Consider the following 18,491-nt stretch of genomic DNA (forward strand, 5'->3'; position numbering starts at 1 on the left):
TGTCCTGCGCCTCCAGCCGGCGCACCAGGCCGGCAACGGCCTGGTCGATGCCCTGGATGGCCACGGTCGAGCGGCGTTCGGCCGCCTCCAGCCGCTCGGCGATCACCTCCAGCGAGGCGCCCCTGCGTCCCAGGTCCGGCTCGGCATAGGCGTCGTCCAGGCGGCGGGCGCGGCTGCGGCGGTCATAGGGATCGGGAATGGGCGAGCGGCGCGGCAGGGTGGCGACCCCGTCCTCGTCCTCGTCGGGCTCGTCCATGATCATGGAGTTCAGCCATTCGCCCAGGGTCATGCCCGAACGGCGCGCCAAGTCCTTGGCGATCTCGCGCGCCTTGGGATCAATGCCTTTCACGCTCCACGGCGCCGCTGCGGTCACTGATTCGCCTCCCGACCCATGACGCGAACGGTATCCTTCCAGATAGAGCGTGTAAACGTGTCGTTAACCGCAAGATGTGGCGCCTGAACCCTATCTGCGACCCGGCGCTGATGCGCCCGCCATGGTTAATGCCATGTTTAGCTTAACCGCTCAGCAAGAATTGCGACGGCGCGGACCTCGCCCGCTTGCATCGCCTCGCCGGGCGCCCCAACTGGCGCCGTCATGGACGCTGTGCTGACCCTGACCCTGCTGATCGTCTCGATCGCCGTCGTCGTCTTGTCCGGCTGGCGCGGATCGCGGCCGCCCGACCTCACGCGCGGCCCGCGCATGGTCCCGTGGCGCTTCCTCATGCTGGCGTTCGCCGCCCTGGCCTTCCTGCTGCTGATCCACCTGATGGCGGAAGTCAGCGGGCGGCCGCTGCCGTCGGCCCCGCCCTTCTAGGCAGGGCCGCCAAGGCGGCTTGAGCCGTTAGGGCGAGGACAATGGCCCTCAAGCAGCGCGAAGCGCGTTAGGGCCGCTCACAAAGCAGGCGCGTTTCACTCGCCCGCGAAGCACCAGGCCAGGACCGCCTTCTGGGCGTGCAGGCGGTTCTCGGCCTCGTCCCAGATCAGCGACTGCGGGCCGTCGATGACCGCGTCCGTCACCTCTTCGCCGCGGTGGGCCGGCAGGCAGTGCAGGAAGACCGCGTCGTCGGCCGCCTCGGCCATCAGGGCCTCGTCGACGCTGTAGGGTTCGAAGGCGGCCAGACGGGCCTCATAATCCTGATCGCCCATCGACACCCAGGTGTCGGTGACGACGACGTCGGCGCCCTTGACCGCCTCGCGCGGGTCGCTGGTCAGGGTGACGTGGGCGCCGCCCTTCTCCAGGTCGCGCAGATCGGGGTGGTATTCCGCCGGGCAGGCGACGCGCAGGTGGAAGCCGAACTTGGGCGCGGCGTGCATGAAGCTGTGGCAGACGTTGTTGCCGTCGCCGATCCAGGCGATCGTCTTGCCCTCGATGGGGCCGCGATGCTCCTCGATGGTCATCAGGTCGGCGAGGATCTGGCACGGGTGGCTGCGGTCGGTCAGGCCGTTGACGACGGGAACGGTCGAGACGCGAGCGAAGCGCTCGACGTCCTCATGGTCGTTGGCGCGGATCATCACGGCGTCGACCATGCGCGACAGGACGCGGGCCGTGTCCTCGACCGGCTCGCCCCGACCCAGCTGCATGTCCGAGGCGGTGGCGATGATGGAATCCCCGCCCAGCTGGCGGATGGCGGCGTCGAAGCTGAAGCGGGTGCGGGTCGAGTTCTTCTCGAAGATCATGGCGAGGACGCGGTCCTTGCCCGGCGCGTCGGCGTCGGGACGGCCCTGCGGCCAGCCCTTTCGCGCGCGCTTGCGGGCGTGGGCGTCGTCCAGGATGGCGCGCAGATCGGCGGCGTCCAGCCGGTGGATGTCGAGGAAGTGACGGACCATGGCAGACCCTCTCCCTCCCCTTCATGGGGAGGGTGGTCCCGCAGGGACCGGGTGGGGACGGCCTTACGGAAACCCTAGAACAAGGGAACAGCGTCCCCACCCGGCCTCGCCCCCAACTCAAGTCGATGGGGGGCTCGGCCCCCTCCCCATCAAGGGGAGGGAGAAAGCACTTACGCGGCCATCTTGGCGCGGGCGACCTCGCAGGCCGTTTCGAACTTCTCGACGGCCTCGCGGGCCTCGTCGAGGGTGATGTTCAGCGGCGGCAGGATGCGGACCAGGTTGTCGCCGCCGCCGGCGACCAGCAGCCTGGCCTCGTCGCGGGCCCAGCCCATGAAGTCGCGGTTGTTGGGGACCAGCTTGACGCCCAGCAGCAGCCCCTTGCCGCGCACCTCGACGATCACGTCAGGGAAGCGTTCGGCCAGGCCGTGCAGCTGCTGCTTCAGATAGCCGGCGATCTCGTTGACGTTGGCCAGGACCGCGTCCGACGACACCTCGTCGAAGGCGGCCTTGCCGACGGCCATGGCCAGGGGGTTGCCGCCGAAGGTCGAGCCGTGCACGCCGACCGTCATGCCCTTGGCCGCCTCGGCGGTCGCTAGGCAGGCGCCGACGGGGAAGCCGCCGCCCAGGGCCTTGGCGATGGCCATGATGTCCGGCGTCATGCCGGCCCATTCGTGGGCCCAAAGCTTGCCGGTCCGGCCCATGCCGCACTGGACCTCGTCGAAGATGATCAGCACGCCGTACTGGTCGGCCATCTCGCGCATCCAGCGCAGGTCGGCGTCCGGCGTGGCGCGGCAGCCGCCCTCGCCCTGCACCGGCTCCAGGATGATCGCCGCCGTGGTCGGGTTCTCGAAGGCCGCCGTCAGGGCCTCCTTGTCGCCCCACACCAGCTGATGGAAGCCTTCCATCTTGGGCCCGAAGCCCTCGGTGTAGCTGGGGTTGGCGGCGGCGTTGATGGCGCCGTAGGTGCGACCGTGGAAGGAGCCGTCGAAGCCGTAGATGTCGATGCGCTCGGGCTGGCCGTTGGCGACGTGGAATTTACGCGCCGTCTTCAGGGCGCACTCCACGGCCTCGGTGCCGGAGTTGGTGAAGAAGACCACGTCGGCGAAGGACTTGGCGCACAGGTCGTCGGCCAGGGCGTCCTGACCGGGAATCTTGAAGATGTTGGAGACGTGCCACAGCTTCTCGGCCTGGTCCTTGACCGCCTGCACCAGCTTGGGGTGGGCGTGGCCCAGGGCGTTGGTCGAGATGCCCGAGACGCAGTCGAGGTACTCCGTGCCATCCTTGGCCCACAGGCGGACGCCCTGGCCGCGCTCCACTTCCAGCGGCGCGCGATTATAGACACCCATCAGATGACCGGACACTTGGCAGACTCCATAAAGCGAGACGGCCCCGACGCATCCGCGACGGGACCGCTTTGGAAAAGGGCGACGAACTTGTCGGGCGCTATTCCGGCTTAGTCAACACCGCAGGCGCGGCCTTTTTCACCGCAGTCCCGCATCCAGTTTCTCGATCAGGGCGGCGTAGGTCGCGCCCGCCGCCGCGATGGTCGCGCCTTCGACCTGATCCACCGCGTCGTCCGCCGAATGGATCAGGCGGAAGACCTTGGGCGTGAAGCCTTCGGCCAGGCCGTTGTCATCGCCGCCGTTGAAGGCCAGCCACATCTGATGGGCGCCGATCTCGTCCTGGAAGCCCAGGGACACCACCGGCGCGCCCGCCGCCGAGAAGGCGCGGTCGTCCGACGGCGGATAGACGGGGAAGCCGACGCACTGCATGGCCCGCTCGGCGCACAGTTCCTGCACCGCGCGGGTGACGAAGGCCGACTGCGGCCCGTTGTTCTGGCCATACATCATCGTGTCGCCGTAGGCCGCGACGTCCGAATTCACCACGGCCGCCACATCAGCGATGCCGTGCGCCTCGATCCATTTGCGCGCGCCGACCAGGCCGAGTTCCTCCTGATCGAAGAAGATGACGCGGACGCGGTGCGTCAGCGGCCTGCCGCGGAGCGCCTTGGCCGCCTCAATCACGGCCACCACCGAACCGGCGTTGTCGACCACGCCCTGCGACAGGGTCCCGTCGCGCAAGCGCACCGCGTCGTAGTGGGCGGTCAGCAGAATCTCCTTCGCCCCGTCACCGATGGTGACGACGACGTTGGAGCCCTGCAGCGGCGTCGCGCGCCCGCCGCCCGCGAAGGTCTCGACCGAGGGCTCGAAGCCGGCGGCCCGCAACTGGCCCAGCAGGACGTTGAGCCGCTCGGCGTTGGACGGCTGGGCGTAGGCGGCGATCTGGGCCTTCAGCGCCCCCTCCGGCGAGACGGCGTCCTGCGCCGCAGCGGACGTGGACAACAGAGCGCCGACGACGACGGCGGACGCGAGAACGGATCGAAGCAGCATGCAGGACCTCCCCAGGCAGGCCTGCAGACCTAAAGGCTCAGCTCTTCAGGCGCCAGCCCGAACGGAACACCAGCCAGCAGGCCGCGCCCATAACCACGGTCAGCACGGCGCTCATCACCACGCCGACCATCAGGCTGCCCTCGGCGTGGCCGATGAAGCCCGCCCGGAAGCCGTCGATCAGGTAGAAGAAGGGGTTGAAGCGGCTGATGCCGGCGAAGGGCTGGGGCAGGCTGTCGATCAGGTAGAAGGTGCCCGACAGAAAGGTCATCGGCATGACCACGAAGTTCTGCACCGCCGACAGATGGTCGAACTTCTCGGACCACAGGCCCGCCAGCACCCCGACCATGCCCATCAGCAGCGAGGCGATCAGGCCGAACCAGACGATCAGGGCGACGTTGGCCAGGCCCAGCCTGGCGAACGGCATGACGCACAGGGCCGTCACCAGACCGACCGCCACCCCGCGCGTCGCCGCGCCCAGGGTGAAGCCGATGGTCAGCTCCAGCGGGCTGAGCGGCGGAGTCAGGAAGTCGGTCGCCGTGCCCATGATCTTGGCCTGGATCAGGCTGGAGGAGGCGTTGGCGAAGGCGTTCTGCAGGATGGCCATCATGATCAGGCCGGGCGCCACGAACTCGGCGAAGGGGGTGCCGTGCAGCGGCGGCCGCGCGCCCTTCAGCGCCACCACGAAGACCATCATGTAGAGCAGGGTCGTCACCACCGGGGCCGCGACCGTCTGGGCCCCCACCTTCCAGAAGCGGCGCACCTCCTTGAGATACAGGGTGCGCAGGCCGACCCAGTTCATCCCGTCGTAGCGACGGGGCTGGGGCAGGCCGTGAGGGCGGGACGAGGCGTCGGAACCGGCGATCGGGTGCGTCATGCCGCCTCAGATGCGACAGCCAAGCCGGTTTCGCAAGGCGTCCCCCTGTGGATGACCGCCGAGAAATTGAGTCAAATCGGGACATTAACCATACTAGATGTTGTTTCTGTGGACAGGTGAACTCCTACATATTGCGTGTTTTAAGGGGTGATTTACGATTAGAAGCGTGATTAGGGACCGAAATTCGGACTCCGGCACAAGATATTGAATCCGACTTCTCCGCAGGAGGGCGACATGAACCCAGGCTGGACCGAAGACCGCGTCGGCGCGCTCAAGAAGCTGTGGCTGGAAGGCCAGTCAGCGAGCCAGATCGCCAAGGCCCTGGGCGGCGGCGTGACGCGCAACGCCGTGATCGGCAAGGTGCACCGCCTGGGCCTGTCGGGCCGGGCAGCCCCGTCGCAGCCCGCGCGCACCACCTTCCGCCCGGCCCGTCCGCGCGCCGCCGCCCCGGCCGCGCCGGTGCAGGCCCCGTCAGCCCCGCGCCGCCTCGAGGCCGCAGCCCCGCGCCCCGTCGTCGCCGCGCCCGCGCCGCAGGCTCCGAGCCCCGCGCCGGAGCTGCCCGGCACCGCCACCGTGCTGACGCTCGGCGCCCACATGTGCAAATGGCCGATCGGCGACCCCTCGACCCGCGACTTCAGCTTCTGCGGCCGCCGCGCCTCGGAAGGCGTCTATTGCGTCGAGCACGCCCGCGTCGCCTACCAGCCCCAGGTCCGCAAGGGCGCCAAGGACGGCGCCTCCGAGCTGGCCCGCAGCCTGCGCCGGTACATCTAAGCCTGCTGACGCTCGCGACGCGGTCGCTCGCTGCCTGAGCAGACGTGACCGCTATCGCTCGCCGCGCGGCGGCTCGCTGCTTGAGCAGAAGAGCCGCCGCGTCGCCGTCCGTTGCGGCGGCCCCGCCCTCGCCCTCGCCCTCGGCGAGGGCTTTTTTGTTGGCCCTATCGCGCTTCGCGCTGCTTGAGGGCTGGAATGTCCGCCCCCTTCGTCACCCTCGGGCTTGCCCCGAGGATCGAGCGCCGGCCCCGCCACCTCCCCATGCAATGGGGAGGAAAGACTTCCACCGCCCCTAGTTCAGCACCCGCCGGGCGTTCGGCACGTCCAGGCTGAAGGCCGGGATGGCGGCCTCGAACATCCGTCCCTCGGCGTCCTGCATGAAATAGGCCCCCACCATCGAGCCGGAGGGCGTCGCCAGCGGGCAGCCCGAGGCGTAGGCGTAGCTGTCGCCGGGCTCGATCACCGGCTGTTCGCCGACCACGCCGGGGCCGCGCACCTCCTCGACCCGGCCGAACGCGTCGGTGATGGTCCAGCGCCGGGCCACCAGTTGCACCGGCCCGCCCGTCAGGTTGACGATCTCGATCTGATAGGCCCAGACCCAGCGGCTCTCGTCGGGATCCGACTGGCCCGCCAGATAGGAGGGGCGGACGCGGACGACGACGCCTTCGGTTTCGGCGGAGTAGGCAGGACCGGAGTGCATGCGCTATATGCATCCCGCCGTGCGCGGGGTTCAAGCCGCCCGTCGTCGCAACCGTCGCAATCCGACGGGAGACAGGCGGAAAAATCCGTGTGAGAACAGGACGGCATGACCAGCTTTCAGATTCCCGCCCGCTCCGGCATCCTTCCCTTCCAGGGCATCGAGACCCTGATCGCGGCGGGCGCCATAGCCGCCGACACCCCCTTCGATCCCGATCAGGTGCAACCGGCCAGCCTGGACCTGCGCCTGTCGGACCAGGCCTGGCGCGTGCGCGCCTCCTTCCTGCCCGGCCGCCGCAAGGTCGAGGAACGCATCGCCGACGTCGCCATGCACGCCATCGACCTGCCCGCGGGCGGCTATGTGATGGAGAAGGGCTGCGTCTATATCGCCCGCCTGCAGGAGCGGCTGTCCCTGCCCAAGGGGCTGAACGCCCGCGCCAACCCCAAGAGCTCGACCGGCCGCGTCGACGTCTTCGTGCGTCTGCTGACCGACCAGGGCGCCAGCTTCGACGATGTGGACGAGGGCTATGACGGCCCCCTCTACCTCGAGATCGCGCCCCAGACCTTCTCCATCCTGGTCAAGCCGGGGACCCGGCTGAACCAGCTGCGCCTCAAGGCCGGCGAGCCAGCCAAGCTGGAGACCCGCAGCGTCGGCGTCGACCTGCGCGCGGGCGAGCACGGCATCGTCGGCTATCGCGGCCGCCGCCACGCCGGGGTGGTCGACATGGACCACATCGACGGCCACGACCCGCGCGACTTCTGGGAGCCGCTGACCCTGCGTCGCGGCGAGCTGCTGCTGGACCCGGGCGAGTTTTACATCCTGGCCTCGTCGGACGATGTGGAGATTCCCGTCGACCAGGCCGCCGAGATGACCCCGATCGACCCCTCGGTCGGCGAGTTCCGCGTCCACTACGCCGGCTTCTTCGACCCGGGCTTCGGCACGGACGAGGCGCACGGCGCCGGCTCCAAGGGCGTGCTGGAGGTCCGCACCCACGACACCCCCTTCCTGCTGGAGCACGGCCAGACCGTGGCCCGCCTCGTCTATGAGCCGCTGACGGAACGCCCGGCCCGCCTCTACGGCGAGGGCGGCAGCCACTATCAGAGCCAGGGGCTGAAGCTGTCGAAACACTTCCGCCCCTGGGGCTAAGACCCTTCTCCCCTTGTGGGAGAAGGTGGGCGCCGAAGGCGCTCGGATGAGGGGTGCGAGCGCCGCGGTCGGCTGATCGCGGCGCTTCTCTTTTGCGCCTGAGCAACCCAGGCAGCGCCGTCCCCCTCATCCGTCATGCTGCGCATGGCACCTTCTCCCACAAGGGGAGAAGGATCATCGTTGTGCGCTAACGCCTTCGGCTGCTTGAACGCATCAGGTCAGCCTGCTCGCCTTCCTCAGGCTCGGGAACATCCGCGCCCAGGCGCCGGTGGCCGCCAGCGCCCCGACCCCGCCGAACACCGCCGCGCCGATCGGGCCGAGCAGGCGCACCATGACGCCCGAATAGGCCTCGCCCAGTTCATTGGAGGCGCCGATGAACAGCATGGACACCGACGACACCCGCCCGCGCATGTGGTCCGGCGTGGCCAGCTGGATCAGGGTCTGGCGGATGTTGACGCTGATCATGTCCGCCGCCCCGCCCAGGAACAGCACCAGGCCCGACAGCCAGACGCTCTTGGACAGGCCGAAGACCAGGGTGCAGATCCCGAACACGGCCACGGCCGCGAACATCCAGCGCCCGCCGTGGCGGCGGATCGGAAAGCGGCTGAGATAGAGGGCCATGGCCAGGGCCCCGACCCCGAAGGCCGCGCGCAGCAGGCCGAAGCCCTGCGGCCCGACGTGCAGGATGTCGCGTGCGAAGATGGGCGTCAGCAGCGCCACCCCGGCCAGCAACACCACCACCAGGTCCAGGGAGATGGCGCCCAGCACGATCTTGGTCTTACAGACGTAGGCCAGGCCTTCCTTGACCAGGTCCAGCGGCCCGACGCCGGTCTCGACGAACTTCGGCTTGCCCCTGGTGCGGATCAGCAGGAAGCAGGCGATGGCCACGAAGAAGAGCCCCATGGCCGAGGCGTAGGCCCAGGGCACGGCGAAACCGACGATGACGCCGCCGAGCGCCGGTCCGGCGATGGCCCCGGTCTGGAAGGCGATGGACTGGGCGGCGATGGCCGGCGGCAGGGCCTTGCGCCCCACCACCATCGGCAGGAAGGCCTGGCTGGCCGGGGCCAGGAAGGCGCGCGCCGCGCCGAACACGGCGGCCACGGCCAGCAGCCCCCACAGCGGCGGCGCCCCGTTCAGCGCCATCAGCAGGAAGGCCAGGGCGCACAGGCTCTCGACCACGATGGACAGGGTCACGGTGTGCTTGCGGTCGCGCCGGTCGGCCATGGCCCCGGCGGGCAGGGTGAAGGCCAGCAGCGGCAGGAACTGGCACAGCCCCACCAGTCCCAGATAGAGGCTGGCCTCGGCGATCGGATGATCGCGCCGGGCGATCTCATAGACCTGCCACAACAGGGCCGAGGACTGGACCTGGATGCCCAGGACCGCGGCCACCCGGCCCAGCCACAGCAGGCGGAAGTCGCGGATGGCCCAGGGGCTCGACGGCCCGCCGTCATGGGCTTCGGGCGGCGTCGGCGGCTGCGGCGCAACGGTCGGGGCGGAATCGATACTGTCGGTGGTCACGTTCGGCGGGGCGTCTTCGGATAGGGGGTTCCGTCGCGGTGGAAATAGCGGTCGGCCCCGGCGGGGAGGGTCATGTCGATATCGGGATAGTCGGCGGCGTCCTCAGACGGACGGCGCGACCCGACCTCCAGCAGCACCGCCTCGCGGCCACTGCGGTTCTCGATCTTGTGGCCGTCGGGGACGCCCGCCTTGAAGCCGGCGCAGTCGCCGGCGCGCAGGATCGTCTCGCCCTCCTCCTCGACCAGGACCACCTCGCCCTCGATCACCCAGACGAACTCGTCTTCCGCGCTGTGCCAGTGACGCTGGCTGGACCAGGCCCCGGCGGGCAGGCGCAGCAGATTGACCCCGAACTGGTCCAGGCCGCCCGCATCGCCCAGACGCCAGCGGCGACGCGGCTTGCACGGCCCGGCGAATTCCTCGGGATAGCCGGTTCCATGGCCGGTCGGGGCGGTGTCGATGTCGATCTTCGGCACGGTTTCGGGCCTTCTCGCGGGTGCGCGATATGCCTAAAGCATAGCGACATGAGCGCCGCATCACATTCCGTCATCGATCCTGTCGAACTGACCCGCGACCTGATCCGCATTCCCTCCGTCACCCCCGCCGACGAAGGGGCGATGGACGTGCTGGAACGGACGTTGACCGGCCTGGGCTTCGCCTGCCGCCGCATGGTGTTCGAGGGGCCGACCGGGGTCGGCCATGACGCCCGCATCGAGAACCTCTACGCCCGGCGCGGCACGGCCTCGCCCAACCTCTGCTTCGCCGGCCACACCGACGTGGTGCCGACCGGCGACGTGGCCGCCTGGAGCGCCGCCCCGTTCGAGGGCGAGACCCGCGACGGCGTCCTCTACGGCCGCGGCGCCGTGGACATGAAGGGCGGCATCGCCGCCTGGGTCGCCGCCGTCTCGCGCATTCTCGCGGAAGGCGACGTGCCCGGCTCCCTGTCCTTCCTGATCACCGGCGACGAGGAAGGCCCGGCCCTGCACGGGACCAAGCGGGTGGTCCAGACCCTGGCCGCCGAGGGCGAGGTCATCGACGCCTGCGTGGTCGGCGAGCCGTCTTCGGCCCATCACCTGGGCGACATGATCAAGGTCGGGCGACGCGGCTCGCTGAACACCTGGATCACGGTGCATGGGAAACAGGGCCACGTCGCCTATCCCGACCGCGCCGCCAATCCGGCCCCGGTCATCGCCAAGCTGCTGGCCCGCCTCGACGCCCATGTCCTGGACTACGGCTACCCCGAGTTTCCGCCGTCGAACCTGGAGATCACCACCATCGACGTGGGCAATCCGGCGACCAACATCATCCCGGCCGAGGCCAGGGCGCGGCTCAACATCCGCTTCAACCCGACCCACACCGGCGACGGCCTGATCGACTGGCTGAACCGTGAGGCGGGCGCCGTTCAGGCCGAAACCGGCCTGCGGATCGAGCTGGAGCATATGTGCTCGGGCGAGGCATTTCTGACCGAGCCGGGCGTCTTCGTCACGGCGGTGCAGGATGCGGTGGAGGCGACGCTGGGCCGCCGCCCTGAGGCCTCGACCACCGGCGGCACCTCGGACGCGCGGTTCATCCGCGCCCTGTGCCCGGTGCTGGAGCTGGGCCTGGTCGGCCAAACCATGCACCAGGTGGACGAGCGCGTGCCCGAAGCCGAGCTGCGCGCCCTGACCGACGCCTATCAGGCGGTCATCCGCACGGTGTTCGAACGCCTCTGACCGAGGCGTCCGAACACGGTCACGGCCTTAGTTGCCGCGATAGGTGCTGTAGCCGTAGGGGCTGACCACCACCGGCACGTGATAGTGGACGCTGGGATCGACCACCTGGAAGACCACGTCGATCTCGGGGAAGAAGGGCGGCGTCGTCGGCTCGCCGTAACGCGACATGTCGAACACCAGGCGATAGGTCGCCGCCTCGGTCCTGATCGCGTCGCCGAACGAGCGGACGCGGCCGTTCTCGTCGGTGCGGCTGGTCGCCAGATCGCGCCACTGGCCGTCGGCCGACTTGATTTGCAGGGTAACCGGGACGTCACGGCCGCCGACGCCGCGCGCCAGGTCCAGCACGTGGGTCGAGATGGTCTCGGCTGCGGCGGGGAAGGCGCAGGCGGACAGGGCGGCGGCCGCCACGGCGAGGGTGCGAAGGTTCATCGAACGATCTCCTGAAAGTGAAATGCAGTAGCGCCGCCTTATTCGCGCGAAAGACGGCCACGGATGGGGCGCGCCCCACATTTCGTCAGTCTGTGAAGATCAGGCTTCGCCCGCCGCCTCCAGCCGCGCGATGCGGCGGTCCATGTCGGCGACCTGGTCCTTGAGCCGCTGCTTCTCGGAGGCCATGTCGACGGGCGTGCCGTCCTCATAGGTCAGTTGGGCGCCCTTCTCGATCAGGTCGAGACGATACAGGGCCGTGACGCGGGTCGCCTTGAACCGCTCCAGCTCGCCTTCCTTGGAAATGACGCGGGCCATGTCAGCGCGCCGCCACGACGATGACCTCGACCCGGTAGTCGGGCGTGGCCAGCTTCGCCTCGCAGGTGGCGCGGGCGGGCGGATGGGCCGGGTCGATCCAGGCGTCCCACACGGCGTTCATGGCCTCGAATTCGGCGATGTCGGCCAGCCAGACCTGGGCCGACAGGATCTTCGACTTGTCGCTGCCGCACTCGGCCAGCAGGACCTCGATCTCGGCCAGGGCGGTGCGCGTCTGGGCGGCGACGTCCTCGCCCGGCTCGCCGACCTGGCCAGCCAGATAGATGGTCTCGCCGTGGATCACGGCCTGGCTCATGCGGCGGTCGGGCTGGATGCGGGTGATCATGGCGGCTCCTTGGACTGGCGGCGGACTTAACGCGGCGACGCGGCCGCTCCAAGGGCAAACGCCGCACGGCCGCCGCCGCGACGTCTTCCTAAACGCAAAAAGCCGTGTCACAGGAAGCGCCATGGAAACGACCCGCATCGAGAACCGCATCGGCGTGCGCGCCTCGGCCGACCGCATCTGGGAGGTGCTGGCGGACCTGGGCGGCTGGAGCCGCTGGAACCCGCACGAGACCCAGGTGGAGGGCGCCCTGTCCTTCGGCGCCGCCATCACCCTGACCGAGGCCATCCCCGACCTGGGCGAACGCCGGGTCGAGGCGCGGCTGGGCGACTGGCAGCCCCTGTCGCAACTGATCTGGACCGAGCGCCGCGGCTTCCTGTTCAACGCCGTGCGCTACTATGAGATCGAGCAGCTGGAGCCCGGCAGTTGCATCGTCGCCAACGGCATGATCTTCACCGGCCTGCGCGGCGAACTGTTCCACGACAAGCACCGCGCCCGCATCCGCCCCGCCTATGAGGCCATCAACGCCGCCCTGAAGCAGGTCGCCGAAGAGGGCTGAGCAAACCCTCGCCCGATGGGAGAGGAAGGCCCTGAGCCGGCCTTCACCCGCCCTTGGTCATGTCCTGGATGTTGATGATGGCCGGGCCCAGGATGACCACGAACAGCACCGGCAGGAAGAACAGGATCATCGGCACGGTCAGCTTGGCCGGCAGGGCGGCCGCCTTCTTCTCGGCGGCGGCCAGGCGCAGGTCGCGGTTCTCCTTGGCCATGACGCGCAGGGCGGCGCCCAGGGGGGTGCCGTAGGTCTCGGCCTGGGTCATGGCCGTGGCCACGGCCTTGATGCCGGGATGCTGGGTGCGCTTGGCCATGCCCTCATAGGCCAGCCGACGATCGGGCAGATAGCTGAGCTCGGCCGACAGCAAGGACAGTTCCTCGGCCAGTTCGATCGACTGGCCGCCGACCTCCTGACTGACCTTCTGGATCGCCGCCTCGATCGACATGCCGGATTCCACGCAGATCAGCAGCAGATCGAGCGAGTCGGGGAAGGCGGCCACGATCGACTGGCGTCGCTTGTCGATCAGGTTCTTCAGATAGATGTTCGGCGCATAGAAGCCGACCCCCGCCGCCCCCACCACCAGGGCGATCTGGGTGGTCATGGGCAGGTCGGACTTCAGGATGCCGAAGAGATAGACAGCCGTCAGCGCCATCAGGATGAAGGGCGTGGCGAAGCGGAAGAAGTAGAAGGTGTTCAGCGGCCCCGGCCCGCGGAACCCGGCCTGGGCCATGTTCTCCGCCACCTTGGGGTCTTCTAGCAGCTTCATCAGGTTCAGCCGCTCGACGACGCGGCGGCGATAGCTGTCGTCGGTGTGGCGCAGGCTGGCGCCCTCGCCGCCCGGCGCGCCCCCGCGCATGGCCTGACGCGAGCGCCGGCGCAGCTCCTCGCGGCGCTGGGCCACGGCCTTCATCCGCTTGTCCAGCCGCGCCCCGCCGCCGACGAAGGAGGACAGCAGGGTCAGGACGCTGGCGAAGACGGCCACGCCCACGCCGATGCTCAGCAGGTTCTGCGGGTCGGTGATGAAACGCATGAAGCCGTTCACGGTCGTCGGCCCTTCCTCAGAACTTGAAGGAGATCATGCGCTTCATCACGAAGACGCCGAGCGCCATCCAGACGCCCGAGACCATCAGCATGACCTGGCCGCGCATATCGGTGAACATCAGCATCATGTAGCTGGGGCTGGACAGCAAGACGAGGATCATCACCGTCGGCGGCAGGGCCGCGATGATGCCCGCCGAGGCCACGGCCTCGGACGACAGGGCCTTGATCTTCTCGACCATCATCCGCCGGGCGCGCAGCACCGAGGTCAGGTTGCCGAGGGCCTCGGCCAGGTTGCCGCCGGACTTCTGCTGGATGGCGATGACGATGGCGAAGAATTTCAGCTCCGGCGTCGGCATGCGCTCGTACATCTTCTCCAGGGCCTGGGCGAGCGTCAGCCCCACCCCCAGGCCCTCAACCAGCAGGCGGAACTCCCCGGCCAGGGGCTCGGGGCTCTCGCGGGCGATGATCTTGAAGCAGTCGTGCACCGGCAGGCCGGTCTTGATGCCGCGCACCAGGATGTCGACGGAATCGGCGAAGGCCAGGGAGAATTTCTTCATCCGCGCCTTGGCCTTGAAACTGACGATCCAGCGCGGCAGGCCCAGGCCCGCGGCCACGCCGACGCCCAGAACCAGGACGATGTTGGCCCCCAGGACGAAGGCCAGCAGCGCCCCGACCAGGCCCGAGACCGCGCTGATGATGACGAAGGTCCGCACCGACAGGCCCAGCCCCGCCTGCTTCAGGCGGGCGCTCATGGTCATGCGCGCCTTGCGCTCGCGCCGATCGACCTCCTGAAGCTGCAGCAGGATCTGCTTGCGCCGGGCCTCTGGCGTATTGGCCGCGGCCGCGCGCTTGGCCGCCGCGGCCGTTTCCGTCGCCGCACCGCCCAGGGTCTTGGCCCGCTTGACCGCCTGGCCCGAAGAGTCGTCGCCGCCGACCAGCACCCAGCCCACGCCGCCGATGGTGATGAAGGCGAGAACCGCCGCCAGGATGGGAAGCAGCATCCGCCCTACTCCGCCGCGTCCAGGGCCTCGGCCAGTTCCCGCTCCAGCCCATAGTAGCGGGCGCGGTCCCAGAAGCGCGGGCGGGCGATGCCGGTCGAACGGTGGCGGCCGGTGATCTTGCCGTGCGCGTCCTCGCCGGTGATGTCGTAGACGAACAGGTCCTGGGTGACGATGACGTCGCCCTCCAGCCCCACGACCTCGGTGATGTGTGTGATGCGGCGGCTGCCGTCGCGCAGACGGGCGGCCTGGACGATGACGTCGACCGAGCCGACGATCATCTCGCGGATGGTCTTGGACGGCAGGCCGTAGCCGCCCATGGTGATCATGGACTCCAGACGACTGATCGCCTCGCGCGGGCTGTTGGCGTGCAGCGTGCCCATCGAGCCGTCGTGGCCCGTGTTCATGGCCTGCAGCAGGTCGAAGGCCTCGGGGCCGCGCACCTCGCCGACGATGATGCGTTCGGGGCGCATCCGCAGGCAGTTCTTCACCAGGTCGCGCATGGTGATCTGGCCCTGGCCCTCCAGGTTCGGCGGGCGGGTTTCGAGCCTGACCACGTGCGGCTGCTGCAGCTGCAGCTCGGCGGCGTCCTCGCAGGTGATGACGCGCTCGGTCGGGTCGATGAAGGCGGTCAGGGTGTTCAGCAGGGTCGTCTTGCCCGAGCCGGTGCCGCCCGAGATGACGAGGTTGCAGCGCGCCGCGCCGATGACCCCCAGGACGCGCGCCCCTTCCGGACTGATGGAGTTGAACTCCACCAGGTTGCGCATCGTCAGCTTGTCCTTCTTGAACTTCCGGATCGTCAGCGTCGGGCCGTCGATGGCCAGGGGCGGGGCGATGACGTTGACGCGGCTGCCGTCGGGCAGGCGGGCGTCGCAGATGGGGCTGGCCTCGTCGACGCGGCGGCCCACCTGGGACACGATCCGCTGGCAGATGTTCATCAGCTGGCCGTTGTCGCGGAAACGGACGTTGGTCAGCTGCACCTTGCCGCCGACCTCGATGAACACCCGACCCGCGCCGTTGACCATGATGTCGGCGATGTCGTCGCGCGCCAGCAGCGGCTCCAGCGGCCCATAGCCGAGGACGTCGTTGAGGATGTCCTGAACCAGGTTCTCCTGCTCGGCCACCGACATGGAGACGTTCTTGATCGCCACCAGTTCGGAGACGATGTCGCGGATCTCCTCCGACGCCGCCTTCTGGTCCAGCTGCGCCAGCTGGGCCAGGTCGATGGTGTTCATCAGGGCGTTGAAGATGGTGGTCTTGGTCGCGTGGTAATAGTCGCTCTGCTCGCGCACGATCTCGGCGACGGCCTGGGCCTTCTTCAGTTGCTCCAGGCCGGGCGTGGCGCGCGGGCCGGCGCCCGAACCGCCCGCCGAGGGCGACGGCTCGGCCGGGCGTCCGATCAGGCCGTCCAGCGCGTCCAGCCGGTCGCTGCGCGGCGCGGCGGCGGGCGCCGCCAGAGGGTCGAGGTCTTCGGCCGAGAAGCCGTCCACCGGCTCGGGCGCGCGGCGCGCGGCCGGCTCCGGCGCCGGGGCCGGCCGGGGCGCGGCGGGGGCCAGGCCCGGTTGCGCTGTCCGCTTGCCGAACACGGCCTCAGCGCTTCTTGCTGAACAGGGAGGCGAACAGGGAGGCGCCCCCGGCGGCCTTGGCGGGCGCGGCCCTGACGCGGCCCGGGGCCGCGGGCATTTCGCGACGCGAGACGATCTGGGCCAGGGTCTCGAAGGCCTCGGCCGCCTTGGTCTTGGCCGCCGAATCCAGCACCATCTGGCCGTTGTTGGCCGCCACGCCGAACACCTTGGCGTCGAAGGGGATGCTGAGGCTGGGATGGACCCCCAGGGCCGCGCCGAAGTCCTTGGCCGGGATCTCGGGCCGTCCGGGCACGCCCACCTGGTTCAGCACCAGTCGCGGCGGGGCGTCGTTGGGGCGGCCCTGCTTGATCAGGTCGATCATGTTCTTGGCGTTGCGCAGCGAAGCCAGGTCCGGCGTCGCCACCACCACCACCTCGTCGGCCGCGATCAGCGCCCGGCGCATCCAGCCCGACCACAGGTGTGGCAGGTCCAGGACCACGAAGGGCGCGGTGGCGCGGATGCGGCTAGTGACCTCCTCGAAGGCCTCGGCGCCGATGTCCCAGTCGGTCTCGAGGCTGGCGGGGGCGGCGAACAGGCTCAGCTTGTCGGTGCAGCGGACCATCATCCGGTCCAGCAGGGTGGCGTCCAGACGGTCGGGCTGGCTCAGGGCGTCGGCCACCCCGCCCAGGGGGTCCTGGTTGAAGTCCAGCCCGGCGGTGCCGAACGGCAGGTCGTAGTCGACGATGACGGTGTTGACGCCGATCCGCTCGCTCATCGCATAGGCGGTGTTGTGGGCCACGGCCGAGGCCCCGGCCCCGCCCCGCGCGCCGACGAAGGCGATGGTGCGTCCGACGAAGGGCTGGGCCGGGTCGGCGAACAGGCCGCCGATGGCCGCGATCAGCTGCAACGGCTGGACCGGCGCCACCAGGTATTCGCTGACGCCCCGCCGCATCAGCTCACGGAAAAGCAGGATGTCATTGGTCGCGCCGATGATGACCACCTTGGTCCCCGCGTCGCAGACCTCGGCCAGCTGGTCGATCTCCCACAGGAGATGCTGCGGGTCCTTCAGGCTCTCGACGACGATCAGGGGCGGCGTCGGCTCGGACTGATAGGCCTCGATCGCGGCCTGCACCCCGCCCAGACGGATCTGGGTGGTGGCCCGGGCCATGCGCCGGTCCTGGCCGGCCCGCTCTGCGGCGGCGGCCGTGTCCTGGCGCTCGGCGAAGACATGGACGCCGATGCGCGGGATCGACACCTCCAGCGACGCCGGGCCGGCCAGGGACAGGCCGGACGGCGCCGCCGACACCGGGGCCGCGAAGGACGCCGCGACCTCGACCGGCGCCAGATCGATCACCGGCGGCGCGGCCTCGACAACCATCGGGGCGGAGCTCGGCGCGTCCAGCGGGGCGGCGTTGATCGCCGTCTCGGTCTCGGCCAGCAGGCGTCCGACCGGATCATAGGGGGCGGCCGGACGATCCTCCGTCACCTCCTCCAGGGCGGGGGGCGCCGGGTCCACGGCCGCGGGCGCGGCGGGCGCGGCGGCCGGCTGAAGGTCGAGGAACTCGTCCTCCAGGTCGAAACCGTCCAGGACGTCGAAATCCTGAGTGGAATAGGGTTTGGACATGATCGTCATTCCACGGCCCGCGAAATTCGCGTCTGCGTCAGCAGGGCCTCACGCTGGGCGGCCGTCTGCTCGCCCGATCGATAGGCGTCGAACACCACCGACCGGCGCCCCGCGTCGGCCGGAGCCAGGGCGCGCGGCGCGACGATGTCGCGCGGGTCGGCGATCTGGGCGGCCAGGTTGGCGGTGACGGCGCAGCCGAAGTTGGCGGACGACTGATTGTCGCCGGTGCGGCTCAGATTGCCCCATTGGGTCCCGCACTGGGGCACGACGGCGCGCACGGTCTCGAAGCCCGCCAGCACCGGCGCCCGGGGGGCGGGGGCCGCATAGCCGGTCATCCGGATGCGGTCGGCGGGCACGCCCGCCGCCTCCAGCGCCGCCTTGACGCCCCAGGCCGCGCGGGCGGCTGCGGGGTCGTCGCCGGCCGGCGCCTCGACCACCAGGGCCGGGGCCCCTTCCAGGGCGAAACGCGCGGCCAGGGCGTCCAGGGCCGCGCGCTGATTGGCCGACAGGCCGGTTTCGTGCACCGCCAGGGCGATGCGGTCCAGGCCGGGCTCGACCTCGAGGACGAAGCGCGACGCCGGGGTCAGCGGCGGCTCGCCGCCCAGGCTGGCCGGGCCGCCGGCGCAGGCCGACAGCGTCAGGCTCAGTCCCAGGACGGCGGCGGAGAGGGATGCGGTGCGGATCATGGCGC

20 protein-coding genes and 1 pseudogene are annotated in these 18,491 nt (G+C 69.8%); 5 read left to right on the plus strand and 16 right to left on the minus strand.

Annotation, left to right across the window (positions count from 1 at the left end):
* Window positions 1-255: 255 nt before the first annotated feature.
* Window positions 256-373, minus strand: a pseudogene (locus D8I30_RS15100) (hypothetical protein); the annotation flags it as partial.
* A 222-nt stretch (window positions 374-595) separates the two neighbouring features.
* On the opposite strand from D8I30_RS15100, the gene D8I30_RS04065 reads away from it, so the two are divergent.
* Window positions 596-814, plus strand: a complete 219-nt coding sequence (locus D8I30_RS04065) for a hypothetical protein (RefSeq protein ID WP_121481602.1) — start codon at window positions 596-598, stop codon at window positions 812-814.
* 95 nt (window positions 815-909) lie between these two features.
* On the opposite strand, the gene argF is transcribed toward D8I30_RS04065, so the two are convergent.
* The 4 genes from argF to D8I30_RS04085 form a co-directional block, all read right to left on the minus strand.
* On the minus strand, window positions 910-1,827 hold the full coding sequence (gene argF, locus D8I30_RS04070) for an ornithine carbamoyltransferase (protein WP_121481603.1): 918 nt from the start codon (window positions 1,825-1,827) through the stop codon (window positions 910-912).
* Window positions 1,828-1,997: 170 nt separating this feature from the next.
* Window positions 1,998-3,173: an aspartate aminotransferase family protein gene (locus D8I30_RS04075; protein ID WP_121483380.1), complete on the minus strand. Its 1,176-nt coding sequence runs from the start codon at window positions 3,171-3,173 to the stop codon at window positions 1,998-2,000.
* Between the two features lie 135 nt (window positions 3,174-3,308).
* Complete coding sequence (locus D8I30_RS04080) at window positions 3,309-4,217, minus strand: M28 family metallopeptidase (protein ID WP_121481604.1); 909 nt, start codon at window positions 4,215-4,217, stop codon at window positions 3,309-3,311.
* Between the two features lie 37 nt (window positions 4,218-4,254).
* Window positions 4,255-5,091, minus strand: a complete 837-nt coding sequence (locus tag D8I30_RS04085; protein ID WP_121481605.1) for an ABC transporter permease — start codon at window positions 5,089-5,091, stop codon at window positions 4,255-4,257.
* Between the two features lie 234 nt (window positions 5,092-5,325).
* Between D8I30_RS04085 and D8I30_RS04090 the strand changes: the two genes are divergently transcribed.
* Window positions 5,326-5,862, plus strand: a complete 537-nt coding sequence (locus D8I30_RS04090) for a GcrA family cell cycle regulator (protein ID WP_121481606.1) — start codon at window positions 5,326-5,328, stop codon at window positions 5,860-5,862.
* Between the two features lie 292 nt (window positions 5,863-6,154).
* On the opposite strand, the gene apaG is transcribed toward D8I30_RS04090, so the two are convergent.
* On the minus strand, window positions 6,155-6,562 hold the full coding sequence (gene apaG / locus D8I30_RS04095) for a Co2+/Mg2+ efflux protein ApaG (RefSeq protein ID WP_121481607.1): 408 nt from the start codon (window positions 6,560-6,562) through the stop codon (window positions 6,155-6,157).
* 105 nt (window positions 6,563-6,667) lie between these two features.
* Between apaG and D8I30_RS04100 the strand changes: the two genes are divergently transcribed.
* Window positions 6,668-7,705: a 2'-deoxycytidine 5'-triphosphate deaminase gene (locus tag D8I30_RS04100; protein ID WP_121481608.1), complete on the plus strand. Its 1,038-nt coding sequence runs from the start codon at window positions 6,668-6,670 to the stop codon at window positions 7,703-7,705.
* 213 nt (window positions 7,706-7,918) lie between these two features.
* Here the strand turns inward: D8I30_RS04100 and D8I30_RS04105 are convergent, their stop codons facing one another.
* Both D8I30_RS04105 and D8I30_RS04110 read right to left on the minus strand, forming a co-directional pair.
* Window positions 7,919-9,223 (minus strand): MFS transporter, encoded by a 1,305-nt coding sequence (locus D8I30_RS04105; protein WP_240387320.1) that lies wholly within the window; start codon window positions 9,221-9,223, stop codon window positions 7,919-7,921.
* Window positions 9,220-9,696, minus strand: coding sequence for a cupin domain-containing protein (locus D8I30_RS04110; protein ID WP_121481609.1), 477 nt, complete (start codon window positions 9,694-9,696; stop codon window positions 9,220-9,222). The genes D8I30_RS04105 and D8I30_RS04110 overlap by 4 nt, the downstream gene beginning before the upstream one ends.
* A gap of 48 nt (window positions 9,697-9,744) precedes the next feature.
* Between D8I30_RS04110 and dapE the strand changes: the two genes are divergently transcribed.
* Complete coding sequence (dapE, locus tag D8I30_RS04115) at window positions 9,745-10,932, plus strand: succinyl-diaminopimelate desuccinylase (RefSeq protein WP_121481610.1); 1,188 nt, start codon at window positions 9,745-9,747, stop codon at window positions 10,930-10,932.
* A 27-nt stretch (window positions 10,933-10,959) separates the two neighbouring features.
* Here dapE and uraH read toward each other — a convergent pair whose 3' ends face one another.
* The 3 genes from uraH to D8I30_RS04130 form a co-directional block, all read right to left on the minus strand.
* Window positions 10,960-11,361 carry a hydroxyisourate hydrolase gene (gene uraH, locus D8I30_RS04120; protein WP_121481611.1) on the minus strand — a complete coding sequence of 134 codons (402 nt, stop codon included), beginning with the start codon at window positions 11,359-11,361 and terminating at the stop codon, window positions 10,960-10,962.
* 99 nt (window positions 11,362-11,460) lie between these two features.
* Window positions 11,461-11,676, minus strand: a complete 216-nt coding sequence (locus D8I30_RS04125) for a hypothetical protein (protein WP_121481612.1) — start codon at window positions 11,674-11,676, stop codon at window positions 11,461-11,463.
* Window position 11,677: 1 nt separating this feature from the next.
* Window positions 11,678-12,019 carry a RidA family protein gene (locus D8I30_RS04130; RefSeq protein ID WP_121481613.1) on the minus strand — a complete coding sequence of 114 codons (342 nt, stop codon included), beginning with the start codon at window positions 12,017-12,019 and terminating at the stop codon, window positions 11,678-11,680.
* A 121-nt stretch (window positions 12,020-12,140) separates the two neighbouring features.
* On the opposite strand from D8I30_RS04130, the gene D8I30_RS04135 reads away from it, so the two are divergent.
* Entirely contained in the window at window positions 12,141-12,575 is a 435-nt protein-coding gene (locus D8I30_RS04135; RefSeq protein WP_121481614.1) for an SRPBCC domain-containing protein, read from the plus strand.
* Window positions 12,576-12,618: 43 nt separating this feature from the next.
* Here D8I30_RS04135 and D8I30_RS04140 read toward each other — a convergent pair whose 3' ends face one another.
* From D8I30_RS04140 to D8I30_RS04160, 5 genes are read right to left on the minus strand one after another with little or no spacing between them, the layout of a single operon-like run.
* The gene (locus D8I30_RS04140) at window positions 12,619-13,602 is read right to left on the minus strand and encodes a type II secretion system F family protein (protein ID WP_240387321.1); all 984 of its coding nucleotides are present in this window, start codon (window positions 13,600-13,602) and stop codon (window positions 12,619-12,621) included.
* A gap of 28 nt (window positions 13,603-13,630) precedes the next feature.
* On the minus strand, window positions 13,631-14,614 hold the full coding sequence (locus D8I30_RS04145; RefSeq protein ID WP_121481616.1) for a type II secretion system F family protein: 984 nt from the start codon (window positions 14,612-14,614) through the stop codon (window positions 13,631-13,633).
* A 5-nt stretch (window positions 14,615-14,619) separates the two neighbouring features.
* A complete protein-coding gene (locus D8I30_RS04150) occupies window positions 14,620-16,197 on the minus strand; it encodes a CpaF family protein (RefSeq protein WP_121481617.1) in 1,578 nt (525 codons plus the stop codon).
* A 4-nt stretch (window positions 16,198-16,201) separates the two neighbouring features.
* The gene (locus D8I30_RS04155) at window positions 16,202-17,800 is read right to left on the minus strand and encodes an AAA family ATPase (protein ID WP_121483382.1); all 1,599 of its coding nucleotides are present in this window, start codon (window positions 17,798-17,800) and stop codon (window positions 16,202-16,204) included.
* A gap of 5 nt (window positions 17,801-17,805) precedes the next feature.
* Window positions 17,806-18,486, minus strand: a complete 681-nt coding sequence (locus tag D8I30_RS04160; RefSeq protein ID WP_121481618.1) for a CpaD family pilus assembly protein — start codon at window positions 18,484-18,486, stop codon at window positions 17,806-17,808.
* Between the last annotated feature and the right edge of the window lie 5 nt (window positions 18,487-18,491).

It is taken from the genome of Brevundimonas naejangsanensis (assembly GCF_003627995.1).
In the GTDB taxonomy this organism is placed as follows: Bacteria; Pseudomonadota; Alphaproteobacteria; order Caulobacterales; family Caulobacteraceae; genus Brevundimonas; species Brevundimonas naejangsanensis_B.

Bases quoted from the DNA above. Each gene is read 5' to 3' on its own strand.
- D8I30_RS04130 (WP_121481613.1), bottom strand. From the start codon at position 12,019: ATGATCACCCGCATCCAGCCCGACCGCCGCATGAGCCAGGCCGTGATC.
- D8I30_RS04075 (WP_121483380.1), bottom strand. From the start codon at position 3,173: ATGGGTGTCTATAATCGCGCGCCGCTGGAAGTGGAGCGCGGCCAGGGC.
- D8I30_RS04140 (WP_240387321.1), bottom strand. From the start codon at position 13,602: ATGCGTTTCATCACCGACCCGCAGAACCTGCTGAGCATCGGCGTGGGC.
- D8I30_RS04065 (WP_121481602.1), top strand. From the start codon at position 596: ATGGACGCTGTGCTGACCCTGACCCTGCTGATCGTCTCGATCGCCGTC.
- D8I30_RS04100 (WP_121481608.1), top strand. From the start codon at position 6,668: ATGACCAGCTTTCAGATTCCCGCCCGCTCCGGCATCCTTCCCTTCCAG.
- D8I30_RS04080 (WP_121481604.1), bottom strand. From the start codon at position 4,217: ATGCTGCTTCGATCCGTTCTCGCGTCCGCCGTCGTCGTCGGCGCTCTG.
- D8I30_RS04085 (WP_121481605.1), bottom strand. From the start codon at position 5,091: ATGACGCACCCGATCGCCGGTTCCGACGCCTCGTCCCGCCCTCACGGC.
- D8I30_RS04145 (WP_121481616.1), bottom strand. From the start codon at position 14,614: ATGCTGCTTCCCATCCTGGCGGCGGTTCTCGCCTTCATCACCATCGGC.
- D8I30_RS04090 (WP_121481606.1), top strand. From the start codon at position 5,326: ATGAACCCAGGCTGGACCGAAGACCGCGTCGGCGCGCTCAAGAAGCTG.
- D8I30_RS04160 (WP_121481618.1), bottom strand. From the start codon at position 18,486: ATGATCCGCACCGCATCCCTCTCCGCCGCCGTCCTGGGACTGAGCCTG.
- argF (WP_121481603.1), bottom strand. From the start codon at position 1,827: ATGGTCCGTCACTTCCTCGACATCCACCGGCTGGACGCCGCCGATCTG.
- apaG (WP_121481607.1), bottom strand. From the start codon at position 6,562: ATGCACTCCGGTCCTGCCTACTCCGCCGAAACCGAAGGCGTCGTCGTC.
- D8I30_RS04155 (WP_121483382.1), bottom strand. From the start codon at position 17,800: ATGTCCAAACCCTATTCCACTCAGGATTTCGACGTCCTGGACGGTTTC.
- D8I30_RS04125 (WP_121481612.1), bottom strand. From the start codon at position 11,676: ATGGCCCGCGTCATTTCCAAGGAAGGCGAGCTGGAGCGGTTCAAGGCG.
- D8I30_RS04135 (WP_121481614.1), top strand. From the start codon at position 12,141: ATGGAAACGACCCGCATCGAGAACCGCATCGGCGTGCGCGCCTCGGCC.
- dapE (WP_121481610.1), top strand. From the start codon at position 9,745: ATGAGCGCCGCATCACATTCCGTCATCGATCCTGTCGAACTGACCCGC.
- uraH (WP_121481611.1), bottom strand. From the start codon at position 11,361: ATGAACCTTCGCACCCTCGCCGTGGCGGCCGCCGCCCTGTCCGCCTGC.